16 protein-coding genes are annotated in these 15,686 nt (G+C 68.4%); 3 read left to right on the top strand and 13 right to left on the bottom strand.

Translation table 11 applies throughout. From position 1 onward, the window contains the following. The first annotated feature begins 103 nt into the window (after window positions 1-103). From ACWCP0_RS11305 to ACWCP0_RS11295, 3 genes are all read left to right on the top strand, one after another. Complete coding sequence (locus ACWCP0_RS11305) at window positions 104-1,318, top strand: sensor histidine kinase (protein WP_451078584.1); 1,215 nt, start codon at window positions 104-106, stop codon at window positions 1,316-1,318. Next, window positions 1,315-1,971 carry a response regulator gene (locus tag ACWCP0_RS11300; RefSeq protein WP_451078583.1) on the top strand — a complete coding sequence of 219 codons (657 nt, stop codon included), beginning with the start codon at window positions 1,315-1,317 and terminating at the stop codon, window positions 1,969-1,971. Before ACWCP0_RS11305 ends, ACWCP0_RS11300 begins: the two co-directional genes overlap by 4 nt. 161 nt (window positions 1,972-2,132) lie before the next feature. Next, on the top strand, window positions 2,133-3,974 hold the full coding sequence (locus tag ACWCP0_RS11295) for a glycosyl hydrolase family 18 protein (protein ID WP_451078582.1): 1,842 nt from the start codon (window positions 2,133-2,135) through the stop codon (window positions 3,972-3,974). Window positions 3,975-4,005: 31 nt separating this feature from the next. Here ACWCP0_RS11295 and ACWCP0_RS11290 read toward each other — a convergent pair whose 3' ends face one another. The 13 genes from ACWCP0_RS11290 to ACWCP0_RS11230 all read right to left on the bottom strand — a co-directional run bounded on the left by ACWCP0_RS11290 (window position 4,006) and on the right by ACWCP0_RS11230 (window position 15,656). After that, entirely contained in the window at window positions 4,006-4,764 is a 759-nt protein-coding gene (locus ACWCP0_RS11290) for a 4'-phosphopantetheinyl transferase family protein (protein WP_451078581.1), read from the bottom strand. A 15-nt stretch (window positions 4,765-4,779) separates the two neighbouring features. Next, complete coding sequence (locus ACWCP0_RS11285) at window positions 4,780-5,232, bottom strand: DUF2550 domain-containing protein (RefSeq protein ID WP_451078580.1); 453 nt, start codon at window positions 5,230-5,232, stop codon at window positions 4,780-4,782. Window positions 5,233-5,355: 123 nt separating this feature from the next. Then, window positions 5,356-5,727, bottom strand: a complete 372-nt coding sequence (locus ACWCP0_RS11280; protein ID WP_451078579.1) for a F0F1 ATP synthase subunit epsilon — start codon at window positions 5,725-5,727, stop codon at window positions 5,356-5,358. A gap of 280 nt (window positions 5,728-6,007) precedes the next feature. Further along, a complete protein-coding gene (gene atpD / locus ACWCP0_RS11275) occupies window positions 6,008-7,450 on the bottom strand; it encodes a F0F1 ATP synthase subunit beta (RefSeq protein WP_451078578.1) in 1,443 nt (480 codons plus the stop codon). Beyond that, window positions 7,450-8,367 carry a F0F1 ATP synthase subunit gamma gene (locus ACWCP0_RS11270; protein WP_451078577.1) on the bottom strand — a complete coding sequence of 306 codons (918 nt, stop codon included), beginning with the start codon at window positions 8,365-8,367 and terminating at the stop codon, window positions 7,450-7,452. The genes atpD and ACWCP0_RS11270 overlap by 1 nt, the downstream gene beginning before the upstream one ends. 20 nt (window positions 8,368-8,387) lie before the next feature. Then, window positions 8,388-9,986: a F0F1 ATP synthase subunit alpha gene (gene atpA / locus ACWCP0_RS11265; RefSeq protein WP_451078576.1), complete on the bottom strand. Its 1,599-nt coding sequence runs from the start codon at window positions 9,984-9,986 to the stop codon at window positions 8,388-8,390. 130 nt (window positions 9,987-10,116) lie between these two features. Further along, complete coding sequence (locus tag ACWCP0_RS11260; protein ID WP_451078575.1) at window positions 10,117-10,932, bottom strand: F0F1 ATP synthase subunit delta; 816 nt, start codon at window positions 10,930-10,932, stop codon at window positions 10,117-10,119. Further along, the gene (locus ACWCP0_RS11255; protein ID WP_451078574.1) at window positions 10,929-11,477 is read right to left on the bottom strand and encodes a F0F1 ATP synthase subunit B; all 549 of its coding nucleotides are present in this window, start codon (window positions 11,475-11,477) and stop codon (window positions 10,929-10,931) included. The genes ACWCP0_RS11260 and ACWCP0_RS11255 overlap by 4 nt, the downstream gene beginning before the upstream one ends. A gap of 40 nt (window positions 11,478-11,517) precedes the next feature. Further along, complete coding sequence (gene atpE / locus ACWCP0_RS11250) at window positions 11,518-11,763, bottom strand: ATP synthase F0 subunit C (RefSeq protein ID WP_267244509.1); 246 nt, start codon at window positions 11,761-11,763, stop codon at window positions 11,518-11,520. Window positions 11,764-11,836: 73 nt separating this feature from the next. Next, window positions 11,837-12,607, bottom strand: coding sequence for a F0F1 ATP synthase subunit A (gene atpB / locus ACWCP0_RS11245; protein WP_451078759.1), 771 nt, complete (start codon window positions 12,605-12,607; stop codon window positions 11,837-11,839). A gap of 274 nt (window positions 12,608-12,881) precedes the next feature. Continuing rightward, window positions 12,882-13,319, bottom strand: coding sequence for a hypothetical protein (locus ACWCP0_RS11240; RefSeq protein WP_451078573.1), 438 nt, complete (start codon window positions 13,317-13,319; stop codon window positions 12,882-12,884). Between the two features lie 370 nt (window positions 13,320-13,689). Beyond that, entirely contained in the window at window positions 13,690-14,031 is a 342-nt protein-coding gene (locus tag ACWCP0_RS11235) for a hypothetical protein (RefSeq protein ID WP_451078572.1), read from the bottom strand. A 293-nt stretch (window positions 14,032-14,324) separates the two neighbouring features. Beyond that, a complete protein-coding gene (locus tag ACWCP0_RS11230; RefSeq protein WP_451078571.1) occupies window positions 14,325-15,656 on the bottom strand; it encodes an MraY family glycosyltransferase in 1,332 nt (443 codons plus the stop codon). Window positions 15,657-15,686 lie beyond the last annotated feature (30 nt).

The following is a 15,686-nucleotide window of genomic DNA, read 5'->3' as shown; positions in this document are numbered from 1 at the left end:
GATCGTCGTCATCAGTGACGAACCGTGACTGCATCGTTCGATGTAGTTCCGTATCGGTCGGTACGGGGAGGTCTCGCCCCGCCGCACCGTGTTGGATGAGGACGTGAGCCTTCCCCGACCCCACCGCGACGACGTCCTCATCGCAGCCGCCGGGCTCGCCGGCGGCCTGCTCCTGTGGTCGCTCGGGGTGCACACCAAGGACGACGGCCGCCCGCTCTCCGGGTCGTGGCTGACGCTGGTGCCGCTCGTCGTGATGGCCGCGATGGAACTGCTGCGGCGGACCAGGCCGCAGACGGCGCTGGTGGTGGGCACGGCCGCGATCGTGACGGACCAGCTGACGCCCGGCAGCATCGCGACGGTCCTGATGTTCACGGACGTCGTGTACGCCGCCGTCGTGTACGGGACGCCCGCCGCGGCCCGTCGTATCCCGTACACGACCGGGATGGTCACGGTCGCGGCGACGATCGGGTTCCTGGTGTGGATACGGCAGCCCGTCGCGCTGCTGCTCGGGGTGGTCGTCGGGCTGGTGTCGTTCGGCCCCGCCGCGACCGGCGCCCTCGTCCGCAACCACCGCGACGCCGCCGACGCGGCCCGGCTGCGGGCCGAACAGACCGCGCTGCTGGCCGAGATGGACCGCACGCAGGCGGTGACCGCCGAACGCGCCCGGATGGCCAGGGAACTGCACGACATGGTCGCGAACCATCTGTCGGCGATCGCGATCCACTCGACCGCCGCGCTCTCCCTCGACGAGCCGGCGACCACGCGGCAGGCGCTCACGGTCATCCGGGAGAACAGCGTGGCCGGCCTGTCCGAGATGCGCCGGCTGATCGGGCTGCTCCGCGACGGCAGCGGACACGACGAACCGGCCGCCGCGCCCACCCTCGCGGGCCTCGACGCGCTGATCGCGAAGGCCCGCACGAACGGCGAGGCCAGCGGGCTCCGCTTCGTACCGGACGACGCCCCGTACCGGGGCGAGGCGGCCGCCCTGCCCGCGCCGGTCGAGCTCGCGGCGTACCGGATCGTTCAGGAGTCGCTGACGAACGCGCTCAAGCACGCGGATCCCGGCGAGGTCACCGTGCGCCTCTCGGGGGCGGCCGGTGGTGCGCTGACAGTGACGGTGACCAGCCCGTTCGGCAGCCGCCCGGGGCCGCGCGCCCCCGGTTCCGGCGCCGGTCTGGTGGGTATGCGGGAGCGGGTGGCGCTGCTCGGTGGGGAGTTCGAAGCGGGTCCCGTGGAGGGGCCGCCGGGTGGACCGGCGAAGGTGTGGCGGGTGCGGGCGCTCCTGCCCACGGAGAGGGACAGGGAGCCGTCGGCATGAGCAGCGTGATCCGCGTCCTGGTCGCGGAGGACCAGAGCGCCGTACGGGCGGGGCTGGTCCTCATCCTGGGCAGCGCCCCCGACATCGAGGTGGCCGGCGAGGCCGCGGACGGCGAGGAGGCGGTACGCCTGGCCCGGCAGCTGCGCCCGGATCTGGTGCTGATGGACGTGCAGATGCCGCGTCTCGACGGGGTGTCGGCGACACGGCAGGTGGTCGGCGAAGGCCTCGCCGACGTCCTCGTACTGACGACGTTCGATCTCGACGAGTACGTCTTCGGGGCGCTGCGCGCCGGGGCCGCGGGCTTTCTGCTGAAGAACACGGATGCGAGGGATCTGATCGAGGCGGTACGGACGGTGGCGCGCGGTGAGGGAATGATCGCCCCGGCGGTGACGCGGCGGCTGATCGCGGAGTTCGCGGCGCCCACGCCCGTACGCTCCCCGGACGCGCCGGATCCCGCCGTGCTCGACGCGCTGACGCGGCGTGAGCGAGAGGTGCTGGCCTGTCTGGGGCAGGGGTTGTCGAACGCCGAGATCGCGGTGCGGCTGGAGATGGCGGAGGCGACCGTGAAGACGCATGTGAGCCGGCTGCTGGGGAAGCTCGCCCTGCGCAGCAGGGTCCAAGCAGCCGTGCTGGCGCAGGAGTTGGGGATCTGAGCCGGCCAAGCGCCCACCTCCGTTCAACTTTGGTCTGGACCTATTGACGATTGGTCCAGACCTTCCTAGTCTCACCGCACGGCATGCCGCGGTGAGCCCCGCGGAGTGCTGTGCACGGACCGACCCCCCGACTTGTCCGTCCGCAACTCGAGGAGCATCCCTTGAGCACGAGCACCCCCCGCACCAGAGGCGGATTCAGATCCAGAGCGACGGCGGGACTCACCGCCCTGCTGCTCCCCCTCGCCGCGATGGTCGGCCTCGCGACGCCCGCCGAGGCAGCCACCTCCGCCACCGCCACCTACGCCAAGGTCCAGGACTGGGGCACCGGCTTCGAGGGCAAGTGGACGGTGAAGAACACCGGCACCACCTCCCTCACCTCCTGGACCGTCGAGTGGGACTTCCCCTCCGGCACGTCCGTCACCTCCGCCTGGGACGCCGACGTCACCGGCTCCGGCACCCACTGGACCGCCAGGAACAAGAGCTGGAACGGCTCCCTCGCCCCCGGCGCCTCGGTGTCCTTCGGCTTCAACGGCGCGGGCCCCGGCGGCCCGTCCAACTGCAAGGTCAACGGCGGCTCCTGCGACGGCGGCACCATTCCCGGCGACAACCCGCCGTCCGCCCCCGGCACCCCGTCCGCGAGCAACATCACCGACACCTCGGTGACGCTGAGCTGGACCGCGGCCACCGACGACAACGGCATCAAGAACTACGACGTCCTGCGCGACGGTACGAAGGTCGCGACGGTCACCGGTCTCACCTACACCAACACGGGGCTGACCGCCGGCACGGACTACTCCTACACCGTCCAGGCCCGTGACACGGCCGACCAGACCGGCCCCGTCAGCGGCGCCCGCGCCGTGCACACCACCGGCGGCGGTGGCGGCGGAGGCGACAAGATCAAGCTGGGCTACTTCACCAACTGGGGCGTCTACGGGCGCAACTACCACGTGAAGAACCTGGTGACCTCCGGCTCCGCGTCGAAGATCACGCACATCAACTACGCCTTCGGCAACGTCCAGAACGGCCAGTGCACCATCGGTGACGCCTACGCCGACTACGACAAGGCCTATACGGCGGACCAATCCGTCGACGGCGTCGCGGACACCTGGGACCAGCCGCTGCGCGGCAACTTCAACCAGCTGCGCAAGCTCAAGGCCCGGTACCCGCACATCAAGGTGCTGTGGTCCTTCGGCGGGTGGACCTGGTCCGGCGGCTTCCCGCAGGCCGTCCAGAACCCGGCCGCCTTCGCCGACTCCTGCTACCGCCTGGTGGAGGACCCGCGCTGGGCCGACGTCTTCGACGGCATCGACCTCGACTGGGAGTACCCCAACGCCTGCGGTCTGTCCTGCGACACCAGCGGCCCCGCCGCGTTCAAGAACATGATGCAGGCCATGCGCGCCAGGTTCGGTGCGAACAACCTCGTCACGGCCGCCATCACGGCGGACGCCAGCAGCGGCGGCAAGATCGACAAGACCGACTACGCGGGGGCCGCTCAGTACACCGACTGGTACAACGTGATGACGTACGACTTCTTCGGCGCCTTCGACGCGGACGGACCGACCGCCCCGCACTCGCCGCTGACCTCGTACGCCGGCATCCCGCAGGCGGGCTTCAACTCCGCCGAGGCGATCGCCAAGCTCAAGGCACAGGGCGTCCCCTCCGGCGAGCTCCTGCTCGGCATCGGCTTCTACGGCCGCGGCTGGACGGGTGTGACCCAGTCGGCACCGGGCGGCACGGCGACCGGACCGGCGCCCGGCACGTACGAGCAGGGGATCGAGGACTACAAGGTCCTCAAGACCTCCTGCCCGGCGAACGGCACGGTCGCGGGTACGGCGTACGCGCACTGCGGCTCGAACTGGTGGAGCTACGACACCCCGTCGACGATCGGCGGAAAGATGAGCTGGGCGAAGAACCAGAGCCTGGGAGGCGCGTTCTTCTGGGAGTTCTCCGGTGACACGGCGAACGGCGAACTGGTCAGTGCCATCAACAGCGGCCTCGGATAGCGGTCACGCGTCGCGATTCCCGTCAGACCTGTCAGACCCGTACGTCCGTATCCGGGTGCCGTACCACCTCAACGCGGTCGCCGTCCCCCACGACGGCGACCGCCGCCCGGTAGTCGTCACCCTCGTCAAGATCCTCGAGCCGCACCGGAAGGTGCGGCTCGGGGCGTTCCCGCCAGTCGATCAACTGAGCGGGCGCGGCGGGGCCGGTCACCGTGAGTGTCGCCGGGTCGACCATCAGTCCCTCGCCGGTGGCCTTGAGCACGGCTTCCTTACGGGCCCAGTAGCGCGTGAAGGCCCCGGCCCGGTCCACCGACGGCAAGCGCTCCAGTGCGGCGCGCTCGGGCGCGGAGAGCACGTCGAGCGGCAGGTCCGCCTGCCTGGCGACCTCCTCGATGTCCACCCCGACCGGCCCGGCCGTCGTGAGCGCGACCATCACACGGCGACCCGAGTGCGACAGCGAAAGCTCCAGTGGAGTGCCCGGCAGGGTCGGCTTTCCGTGCGGCCTGCCCTGCGGCTCGGTGCAGTGCTTGCAGACGAGTACGAAGGTCACGTCGCGCGGATCGACGGACAGCTGCGCGGCGACAACCCTGCGGGCGAGGACATGGGCGGTCAGATACAGCCCTCGGTGCTCCTCGCGGCGGAACTGCGCACAGCGCTCACGCTCGCCCTCGTCGAGGACATCGAGCAGCTCGGGGACCCAGTGGGCCCGGGCGGCCCACACATGGCACTCCCCCGGCCCGACGACGGCGATGCCGGCGGTGCCGTCGCCGGTCACTCGGGCCCCGTCCAAGGAGACTCGCCCTTGTCAGGCGACATTGACTCGTTGGCCGGGAGGCGCCGCCTCCAGCCAGGCGAGGAAGCCGGTGAGCGCGTCCTCGCTCATGGCCAGTTCCAGGCGGGTGCCGCGGTGCAGACAGCCGAGGATGACCGAGTCGGAGAGGAGCGCGAGCTCCTCCTCGCCCTCCGGGAGGCGCCGCGCGAGCACCTCGATCGCGGCACGCTCCAGCTCGCGGCGGGGACGGATCGCGTACGAGAAGACACGGAACCACTCGATCCGGTCACCGCTGTAGCGGGAGACCCCGTACACCCAGCCCTTACCGGAGTGGTCCCGCTCCTCCGCCACGTTCCAGCGCAGGCTGCAGTCGAAGGTTCCGCCGGAGCGCTGGATCAGCCGTCGGCGCAGACCGAAGACGAAGAGCCCGATCACCACCAGTGCGACGATCAAACCGCTCACGAGCAGAGTGAGGACCATCTCCACCGACCTCCTCGCTTCGTCCCGTAGCGGAATACAACCTGCACCTGCATTGCCTCAGCCGCGACCCGGTCTGGAGAAGTCCAGCCCGAGCCGCGGCTGAGGATGATCCATCGGCGCAGTGCGCGCTCAGCGCACCGCCAGCGCACGCAGCCGGACATCGGCGCGCCGCTCGGCGGCGGCGTCGGACTCCGACTGTGCACGCTCCAGCGCACGCTCGGCGCGCTGCTGGTCGATCTCGTCCGCCAGCTCGGCGATCTCCGCCAGCAGCGACAGCTTGTCGTCCGAGAACGAGATGAAGCCGCCGTGCACAGCGGCCACGATCGTTCCCTCGCTCGTACGGATGGTCACCGGGCCCGACTCCAGCACACCGAGCAGCGGCTGGTGACCGGGCATGACGCCGATGTCGCCGGACGTGGTGCGCGCGACGACCAGGGTGGCCTTGCCGGACCAGACCTGGCGGTCGGCAGCGACCATCTCGACGTGCAGCTCAGCAGCCAAGGGTGGCTCCTCGGGTCACCACCCGGCGGTCATGCCGGGTGTTGGGTCATAAGTCTAATAGGGGTCCGCGCGCCGAAACGCACGGGCCCGCCCCGGGGTCTTGCGACCTGGGGGTCCCCCCGCCGGAGGCAGGGGGAGCGTCCCGGGGCTGCCCCCGGAAAATGCGGCACAGAGGTCCGCGCGCCGAAACACACGGGCCCGCCCCGGCGTTTTTCGGCCGCCGGGAGGGCGTGGAGAAGGGGGCGGGACGGAACCCGCCCCCTTCCACGAGTCACGGGACTCAGGAGACGCCGAGCTCCTTGGCCTTGGCCTTGAGGTCCTCGAGGCCACCGCACATGAAGAACGCCTGCTCGGGGAAGTGGTCGTACTCACCGTCGCAGATCGCGTTGAACGCGGCGATCGACTCCTCCAGCGGCACGTCCGAACCGTCCACGCCGGTGAACTGCTTCGCCGCGTGGGTGTTCTGGGACAGGAACCGCTCGACACGACGCGCGCGGTGGACAACGAGCTTGTCCTCCTCGCTCAGCTCGTCGATACCGAGAATCGCGATGATGTCCTGGAGGTCCTTGTACTTCTGCAGGATTCCCTTGACACGCGTGGCGGCGTCGTAGTGGTCCTGCGCGATGTAACGCGGGTCCAGGATGCGGGACGTGGAGTCCAGCGGGTCCACGGCCGGGTAGATGCCCTTCTCGGAGATCGGACGGGAGAGAACCGTCGTCGCGTCGAGGTGGGCGAACGTGGTGGCCGGGGCCGGGTCGGTCAGGTCGTCCGCGGGGACGTAGATCGCCTGCATCGAGGTGATCGAGTGACCGCGGGTCGAGGTGATGCGCTCCTGCAGGATGCCCATCTCGTCCGCGAGGTTCGGCTGGTAACCCACCGCGGAGGGCATACGGCCCAGCAGCGTGGAGACCTCGGAACCGGCCTGCGTGAAGCGGAAGATGTTGTCGATGAAGAACAGCACGTCCTGCTTCTGCACATCGCGGAAGTACTCCGCCATGGTCAGACCCGCCAGGGCCACCCGCAGACGCGTGCCCGGGGGCTCGTCCATCTGGCCGAAGACCAGCGCGGTCTTGTCCAGAACGCCGGACTCTTCCATTTCGGCGATGAGGTCGTTGCCCTCACGCGTGCGCTCACCGACGCCGGCGAACACGGAAACACCCTCGTGCAGCTTCGCCACACGCATGATCATTTCCTGGATGAGGACGGTCTTGCCGACACCGGCGCCACCGAACAGACCGATCTTTCCACCCTTGACGTACGGGGTGAGAAGGTCGACGACCTTCAGGCCGGTCTCGAACATCTCGGTCTTGGACTCGAGCTGGTCGAACGCCGGGGCCTTGCGGTGGATGGACCAGCGCTCGCCGACCTCGGACTCGGCCTCGGGCTCGTTCAGGATCTGGCCCAGCGTGTTGAACACGCGGCCCTTGGTGACATCGCCGACCGGCACCGTGATGCCGTTGCCGGTGTCCGTCACGACCGCCTGGCGGACCAGACCGTCGGTGGGCTGCATGGAAATGGTGCGCACGACACCCTCGCCGAGGTGCTGGGCAACCTCGAGCGTCAGCGTCTTCTTGGCACCTTCCTCGGCCGGGTCGGCAACCTCGACGTGCAGCGCGTTGTAGATCTCCGGAATCGCGTCGACGGGGAACTCCACGTCGACGACCGGGCCGATGACCCGGGCGACGCGGCCCGTGGCGGCGGCCGTCTCAACAGTGGTCGTCATTACTTGTCACTCCCCGCGGTCGCGTCGGCCAGGGCGCTCGCGCCACCGACGATCTCGCTGATTTCCTGGGTGATTTCGGCCTGGCGGGCCGCGTTGGCAAGTCGGGAGAGCGTGTTGATCAGCTCACCCGCGTTGTCGGTCGCCGACTTCATCGCGCGGCGCGTGGCGGCGTGCTTGGAAGCAGCCGACTGGAGCAGCGCGTTGTAGATACGGCTCTCGACGTAGCGCGGCAGCAGGGCGTCGAGGACGTCCTCCGCCGACGGCTCGAAGTCGTACAGCGGACGCAGCGTGTCCGTGGCGCCCGCCTCCTTCGCCACCTCGTCGAGGCTGAGGGGCAGCAGCCGGGCCTCGACCGCCGTCTGCGTCATCATCGAGACGAACTCGGTGTAGACGATGTGGAGTTCGTCCACGCCGCCTTCCGCCGTGTCCCGCTCGATCGCCTCGATGAGCGGAGCCGCGATCTTCTTGGCGTCCCCGTACTCGGGCTGGTCCGTGAAACCGGTCCACGTGTCGGTCAGCTTGCGCTCACGGAAGTTGTAGTGCGCGATGCCGCGGCGGCCGACGACGTACACGTCGACCTGGCGGCCCTCGCCCTCCAGCTTCGCCGTCAGCTGTTCCGCCGCCTTGATGGCGTTGGAGTTGAAGGCGCCGGCCAGACCGCGGTCGCTCGTGAGGAGCAGAACCGCGGCACGGGTCGGGTTCTCCGCCTCGGTGGTCAGCGGGTGCTTGTCATTGCCACCCGTCGCCACCGCCGTGACCGCGCGCGTGAGCTCGGTCGCGTACGGCGTGGACGCCCGCACCTTGCGCTGCGCCTTGACGACACGCGAGGCGGCGATCATCTCCATCGCCTTGGTGATCTTCTTCGTCGCGGTGACGGATTTGATGCGACGCTTGTAGACCCGGAGCTGCGCTCCCATGAGTCAGGTCCCTTCCGTCGTCACTTCGAGACGTTGACGGCAGCGGGAGCGTCCTCGCCGAGCAACTTGCCGTCAGAGGTCTCGAACTGCTTCTTGAACTCCGCGATGGCGTCACCGACGGCCTGCAGGGTGTCGTCGGACATCTTGCCACCCTCACGGATGGAGCTCAGGAGACCCGAGTTGTTCTGGCGGAGGTGCGCCAGCAGCTCGGACTCGAAGCGGCGGATGTCCTTGACCGGAACGTCGTCCATCTTGCCGGTGGTGCCGGCCCAGATGGAGACGACCTGGTCCTCCGTGGCCATCGGCTGGTACTGAGGCTGCTTGAGCAGCTCGACCATGCGCTGACCGCGCTCCAGCTGCGCCTTGGAGGCCGCGTCCAGGTCGGAACCGAAGGCGGCGAACGCCTCCAGCTCACGGAACTGGGCGAGGTCCACGCGCAGACGGCCGGAGATCTGCTTCATGGCCTTGTGCTGGGCGGAGCCACCGACACGGGAGACCGAGATACCGACGTTCAGGGCCGGACGCTGACCGGCGTTGAACAGGTCGGACTCCAGGAAGCACTGGCCGTCCGTGATGGAGATGACGTTGGTCGGGATGAACGCCGACACGTCGTTGGCCTTGGTCTCGACGATCGGCAGACCGGTCATCGAACCGGCGCCCATGTCGTCCGAGAGCTTCGCGCAGCGCTCCAGCAGACGGGAGTGCAGGTAGAAGACGTCACCCGGGTACGCCTCACGGCCCGGCGGGCGGCGCAGCAGCAGGGAGACGGCGCGGTAGGCGTCGGCCTGCTTCGACAGGTCGTCGAAGATGATGAGGACGTGCTTGCCGTCGTACATCCAGTGCTGGCCGATGGCCGAACCGGTGTACGGCGCCAGGTACTTGAAGCCGGCCGGGTCGGACGCCGGGGCGGCGACGATCGTCGTGTACTCGAGCGCTCCGGCCTCCTCCAGCGCGCCGCGCACGGACGCGATGGTGGAGCCCTTCTGGCCGATGGCGACGTAGATGCAGCGGACCTGCTTGTTCACGTCGCCCGAGCGCCAGTTGTCGCGCTGGTTGATGATCGTGTCGACGGCCAGGGCGGTCTTGCCGGTCTGGCGGTCGCCGATGATCAGCTGACGCTGGCCGCGGCCGACCGGCGTCATGGCGTCGACGGCCTTGTAGCCGGTCTCCATGGGCTCGTGGACCGACTTGCGCTGCATGACGCCGGGGGCCTGCAGCTCGAGGGCGCGGCGGCCCTCGGTCGCGATCTCGCCGAGGCCGTCGATCGGGTTGCCGAGCGGGTCGACAACGCGGCCGAGGTAGCCCTCGCCGACACCGACGGAGAGGACCTCGCCGGTGCGCTGCACCGACTGACCCTCCTCGATACCGCTGAACTCGCCGAGAACGATCGCGCCGATCTCGCGCTCCTCGAGGTTGAGGGCGAGACCGAGGGTGCCGTCCTCGAACTTCAGCAGCTCGTTCGCCATGGCCGAGGGCAGACCCTCGACCTTCGCGATGCCGTCGCCGGCCAGGCTGACCGTACCGACCTCCTCGCGCGAGGCCGCGTCCGGCTTGTACGACTGGACAAAGTTCTCCAGCGCGTCCCGGATCTCGTCCGGCCGGATCGTGAGCTCCGCCATCTGGGTTCCCTGCTCTCCTTGTTGGGCCCGAAGTTTCTTTGGGGGTCTGGGGGCGACCCCCAGGAATCTTCTGCAATCTCTGCACGGCCCAACACGGGCCGTTGGTCATGCGTCTTGTGTTGGTGGCCGGTCAGCCGGCCACTCGCCGAGCCGCCTCGTCGAGGCGCTCCGCGATGGTCCCGTTGATGACCTCGTCGCCGACGCGCACCGAGATCCCGCCGAGGACCTCCGGGTCCACGTCGAGGTTCAGGTGCATCTCGCGGCCGTACAGCTTCGCCAGTACGGCTCCGAGGCGCCGCTTCTGCTGGTCGGTCAACGGCACTGCCGAGGTGACGACGGCAACCATCCGGTTCCGGCGTTCCGCAGCGATCTTGGAGAGGGACTCGAGTCCCGCCTCCAGGCTACGTCCCCGAGGCGCGGTCACGAGACGGACCACGAGACGCTCGCTGATGGGGTTGGCCTTGCCGCCGAGCAGGCTGCGCAGCAGCTCGCCCTTGGCGGAGGCCGCCGCGGAGCGGTCCGACAGCGCGGCCCGCAGCTCGGTGCTGGAGGTGACGATCCGGCCGAACCGGAAGATCTCGTCCTCGACGTCGTCGAGCGCGCCGGCCTGCTGGGCGGCGGTGAGGTCGGCGGTGGCCGCCAGCTCCTCGACCGCGTCCACCAGGTCACGCGACTGCGACCAGCGGGAACGGACCATGCCGGAGACCAGGTCGACGGTCTCGCCGCCCACCTGACCGCTCAGCAGTCGCGCGGCCAGCTCGGCCTTGGCCGAACCACCCTGCGCCGGGTCGGTCAGGACCCGACGCAGCGACACCTCGCGGTCGAGCAGCGCGGTAACGGCGGCCAGCTCCTCGGCGAGCTTCGCCGCGTCGACCGACGTGTTGTCGGTCAGCGCGTCGAGACGCTCACGTGCGGCAGCCAGTGCCTCGCGGCTCGCTCCGTTCATCGGGCGGCCTCGGCCTTCTCCTCGAGCTCGGCGAGGAAGCGGTCGATGGTGCGGCTCTGGCGGGCGTGGTCCTCGAGGGACTCGCCGACCAGCTTGCCGGCCAGGTCGGTGGCGAGCGTGCCGACGTCCTGGCGCAGCGCCTGAGCGGCGGCCTTGCGGTCGGCCTCGATCTGGGCGTGGCCGGCGGCGATGATCTCCTCGCGCTGCCGCTGACCCTCCGCCTTCATCTCCTGGATGATGGCGGTGCCCTGCTCGGTCGCTTCCTGGCGCAGACGCGCGGCCTCGTGGCGGGCCTCGGCGAGCTGGGCCTTGTACTGCTCGAGGACACTCTGGGCCTCGATCTGGGCGGACTCGGCCTTCTCCATGCCGCCTTCGATGGCCTCGCGGCGCTCTTCCAGAACCTTGTTGATGTTCGGGAGGAGCTTCTTGGCGAGGAAGAAGAAGACGATGGCGAAGGCGATCGTGCCGACGAGCAGCTCGGGGCCCGGGGGAACGAGCGGGTTCTGCTCCTCCCCGGCCGCCAGCTGAACGAGGTTGGCGATCACATCAATGCCTTTCGTCGAATGGGCTCTTCGTCTTCAGCACTCAGGAGCCGTAGACGAACGGCATGACGATGCCGATGAGGGCGAGCGCCTCACAGAAGGCGAAGCCGAGGATCTGGTTGGCACGGATCAGACCGGCGGCCTCGGGCTGACGAGCCAGGGCCTCGGTGCCCTTACCGAAGACGATGCCGACACCGACGCCGGGGCCGATGGCCGCGAGACCGTAACCGATGGAGCCGAGGGCCTTGAGGTCACCGGTGACGGCGGCGAGTTCCAGAGTCGCGGACATGCCGTTACTTCCTTCTCTTTCGTGGACCGGTGGGGGTTGGCCACCGGGCGCATAGTGGGTTGCGGGAGGGTACTCAGTGGTGCTCGGCGAGAGCGCCCTGAATGTAGGAGCAGGCCAGCAGGACGAAGACGTACGCCTGAACAGCCTGGACGAAGAGCTCGAAGCCGATCATGCCCATCGTCATCACGAAGGAGACGCCGGCGGCCGGGATCAGCCAGCTGTTCAGCAGGTACCAGGAGGCGACCGTGAACATGACCAGCATCAGGTGGCCGGCGAACATGTTGGCGAAGAGTCGCACCGCGTGCGTGAACGGGCGGACGAGCAGGTTCGAGAAGAACTCGATGAACGACACCAGCCACTTGATGGGGCCGAGCGTGGAGTCGTAGCCGGTGATGTTCTTCCAGCCGCCGACGAAGCCGTGGCGCTTGAAGGTCAGCGATACCCAGAGCACGTAGACGATGAGCGCCAGGACCATCGGGTACGCGATGATCGACGCCACCGGGAACTGGGCCAGCGGGATCACGGACCAGATGTTCATGATCCAGACGAAGAAGAAGATCGAGACCATGAGCGGGACGTACTTCTCGCCCTCACGCTTTCCGATGGTCTCGTAGACGATGCCGCGGCGCACGAAGTCGTAGCCGGCCTCGCCGATCATCTGCAGCTTGCCCGGCACCACCTTCGCGTTGCCGAAGGCCGCCCAGAAGAAGCCGACGACAAGGAGCGAGGTGATCAGCGCGAGCAGCATCACCTTGTTGAACGCGAAGCCGCCGACGGTGAAGAGCGGCGCAAAGAGGAAGGAATGAAGGCCCGGTGCCGGAAAGCCACAGCCGTTCTCGGCCATGATGCGGCAGCTCCAGTCAAAGGCGAGCGTGGTCTGTTCAGCACTCACCGCGGGCTCCTTCGGCGTGACGCATGGGTTCGGCAACCTCGTTGTGTCGGCGCGGCGCGCAGCCGCGAGTCGGCACCGGACTGGTGTTTCGGATGTGGGGGCGGCGGTCAGGCATCGAGGCCTCGCGTTCGAGCAGGCGTCAGCTCAGATGCCCGCGCCCGCAGTGCCGCAGTTGGCACCGGACGATAGCAGGATCTCGAACGGGCATTTATCCCGGCCCTACCCCTCATGCCGTCGACCCCGTCTTCTCGGGCTTTTCGGCCTTCGAGGACTCGGGTTCGACGTAAAGGATCTTGGCCTTCATGTGGGCACGCGCCTGCGCGGCCACCCACACGATGGTCGCGCCGAGCAGGGTGAAGGCCAGAGCCTTCGGGTTGAACAGCGTCGTGTCCTTGAACACGGCCATGAACATGAACAGCAGCAGCAGCTGGGTGGTGTAGAGCATGAGACCCATGGCCTGGAACAGCTGCGGGAACTGCTTGGCGGTGCGCTGGAGCACCACCATCCCGATCCCCATGAAGAGGATGACCACCAGGGTGCCGACGACGGCGCCGATGGCTCCCTTACCGCCTGCGACGATGCCACTGATCACGGCGGCGACGGCGCCGGCGGCGGCAGTGGGCACGACGGCCTGGAGGAGAGTGCGGGCGTCGTTGGACAGCATGGCGGCAGCTCCGCTTACGTGGGTGGGGGCAGTGGTGTCGTCATGGACGAGCGTAGAGCCGGTTCGAGGTGTGTCCCGCGGCCGAAGAGACCGTCGCACTACGGTCTTTCGGCTCTGTCTCCGGCTCTCGTGAACGGTATCACAAACTATTTGAATAGGTCTTTACCCGGGAGTGTGCCAACTCTCACACATGAGAGTGACCCTGCGCGTGTGTGCAGCACGTACGCCCCGCTTAAGCGGTATAGGTCCCGCATCTTCCGGTATGCCAGTTCGCCCGGATAGGAGCAATGACGCGTGGGCCCCACCGCAAAGAGCGGTGGGGCCCACGCAGTACGGCTACGAGAGGCCCGCATCGAGCCCCTGAACCGATTCAGCAGCCGATGTTCTTGATGCCCGAGCCCTTGGTCCAGGCGATCCCGCCGTAGCGGAAGGACTGCTTCTTGTTCGCACCGATCGCGAACTCAGGGTCCCGGCTCGCGGCCACCGTGACGCTGAAGCACGCCTTGCGAGCACAGGTGTTCTTGACCTCGACCATGCGATTGAAGCGCTCGTTGTACCAGCGGACGACCGAGACGCAGCCGGCCGCCCGGGGCGAAACCTGCGTCATGTTCGACGCCCCGTCACGCGGAGCAGCGACCACCTGGGCGCCAAAAGCACCCAGGGAACCCACCAGTGCTGTCGCGGCGGTGGCAATTGCCATGGACTTGCGCATACTTCCCCCTGTTCATCGACATGGGGGAACGACAAAGGCTTGGTCAGAGCCCGTCCCCCCGGTTCGACGATCACGCTAGTGCAGCCCACCGCAGGGTCACCACCCGTATCTTCCTGGCGACGGGACTGTGATCGTCGGTCGACCGAAAACAGCGTTGGTTTTTGCTCGCGCGGTTGATCGCGATCAGGCAAAGAGCCCCGGGCAGGCAGGCTCGAAAGGGATTTCACCCTCGTCGAGCATTGACTCACGAGTAAGTGTGATGATCGCCACGGAGAGATTCCGGCCAGCCAGTGTCAGCTTTTGATCGACTCAGCGCTGCGACGGCCCGTGAAACGCGCACGCGCGCCGATCGCGGTCGCTCCGTTGATGCCGGCAGGCACCGGAATCCGCTCCTCCGGCATCTCGTCGGCCATGCCGTCGTCGTCGTGCGAAAGCACAGGCACCGGCTGCTGCGGAGGCTTGCGCCGGTAGCGCGGCGGCACGAAGGCCTCCGCCCAGCGCGGCGCGCGCGGGGTGAAGCGGGGCAGCAGCAGGAGGACCAGGCCGACGGCGCTCAGCACCACGATCGCGAAGACGATCCACATCGACGCGCTGTGCACCGAGTACAGGACGACGCCGAAGGCGATCAGCGCCGACCAGAAGTACATGATCAGCACGGCGCGGCTGTGCGAGTGCCCGATCTCCAGCAGCCGGTGGTGGAGGTGGCCGCGGTCGGCCGCGAACGGCGACTTGCCCTTCCAGGTACGGCGGACGATCGCCAGCACCAGGTCCGCGAACGGGATCGCGATGATCGTCAGCGGCAGCAGCAACGGGATGAAGACCGGCAGTGCCGCGTGCGTGGCCTCGCGGGTACCGCCCTCGAACAGCTTCAGCGCGTCCGGGTCGACCTGGCCCGTCACCGAGATCGCGGACGCGGCCAGCACCAGGCCGATCAGCATCGAGCCGGAGTCGCCCATGAAGATCCGGGCCGGGTGCATGTTGTGCGGGAGGAAGCCCAGGCACATGCCCATCAGGATCGCGGCGAACAGGGTCGCGGGGGCGGCCGCCTCGATCGTGTAGCCGAACCAGATGCGGTACGCGTACAGGAAGAAGGCCGCGGTGGCGATGCAGACCATGCCGGCGGCAAGTCCGTCCAGGCCGTCGACGAAGTTCACCGCGTTGATGGTGATGACGACCAGGGCGACGGTCAGGAGCGTGCCCTGCCACTGGGTGAGAGCGACCGTTCCGATGCCCGGGATCGGCAGCCACAGGATCGTCAGACCTTGCACCACCATCACGCCCGCGGCGATCATCTGCGCACCCAGCTTGATCAGCGCATCGATCTCGAACTTGTCGTCCAGGACCCCGACCAGCCAGATCAGCGCCGCCCCGGAGAGCAGGGCGCGCGGCTCGTTGGAGAGCTCGAAGACGCTGTTGAGGTTCGACAGATGGTCGGCGACGAGGAGCCCGGCGCACAGGCCGAAGAACATGGCGATGCCACCGAGCCGCGGTGTCGGTTCTCGGTGTACGTCACGCGCGCGGATCTCCGGCATCGCGCCGGTCGCGATGGCGAACTTGCGCACCGGACCGGTCAGCAGATAGGTCACCGCAGCCGTGACACAGAGCGTCAGCAGGTAATCACGCACGGGCTGCCCCACAGGAATCGCTGGCCATCT

Source organism: Streptomyces sp. NPDC001970, assembly GCF_053594115.1.
The sequence above is the reverse complement of the archived record's forward strand: the minus strand, read 5'-3'. Positions and strand labels throughout refer to the sequence as shown.

Coding starts and splice junctions, on each gene's coding strand:
- ACWCP0_RS11300 (WP_451078583.1), top strand. CDS start 1,315: ATGAGCAGCGTGATCCGCGTCCTGGTCGCGGAGGACCAGAGCGCCGTA.
- atpD (WP_451078578.1), bottom strand. CDS start 7,450: ATGACGACCACTGTTGAGACGGCCGCCGCCACGGGCCGCGTCGCCCGG.
- ACWCP0_RS11270 (WP_451078577.1), bottom strand. CDS start 8,367: ATGGGAGCGCAGCTCCGGGTCTACAAGCGTCGCATCAAATCCGTCACC.
- atpA (WP_451078576.1), bottom strand. CDS start 9,986: ATGGCGGAGCTCACGATCCGGCCGGACGAGATCCGGGACGCGCTGGAG.
- ACWCP0_RS11260 (WP_451078575.1), bottom strand. CDS start 10,932: ATGAACGGAGCGAGCCGCGAGGCACTGGCTGCCGCACGTGAGCGTCTC.
- atpE (WP_267244509.1), bottom strand. CDS start 11,763: ATGTCCGCGACTCTGGAACTCGCCGCCGTCACCGGTGACCTCAAGGCC.
- atpB (WP_451078759.1), bottom strand. CDS start 12,607: ATGGCCGAGAACGGCTGTGGCTTTCCGGCACCGGGCCTTCATTCCTTC.
- ACWCP0_RS11240 (WP_451078573.1), bottom strand. CDS start 13,319: ATGCTGTCCAACGACGCCCGCACTCTCCTCCAGGCCGTCGTGCCCACT.
- ACWCP0_RS11235 (WP_451078572.1), bottom strand. CDS start 14,031: ATGCGCAAGTCCATGGCAATTGCCACCGCCGCGACAGCACTGGTGGGT.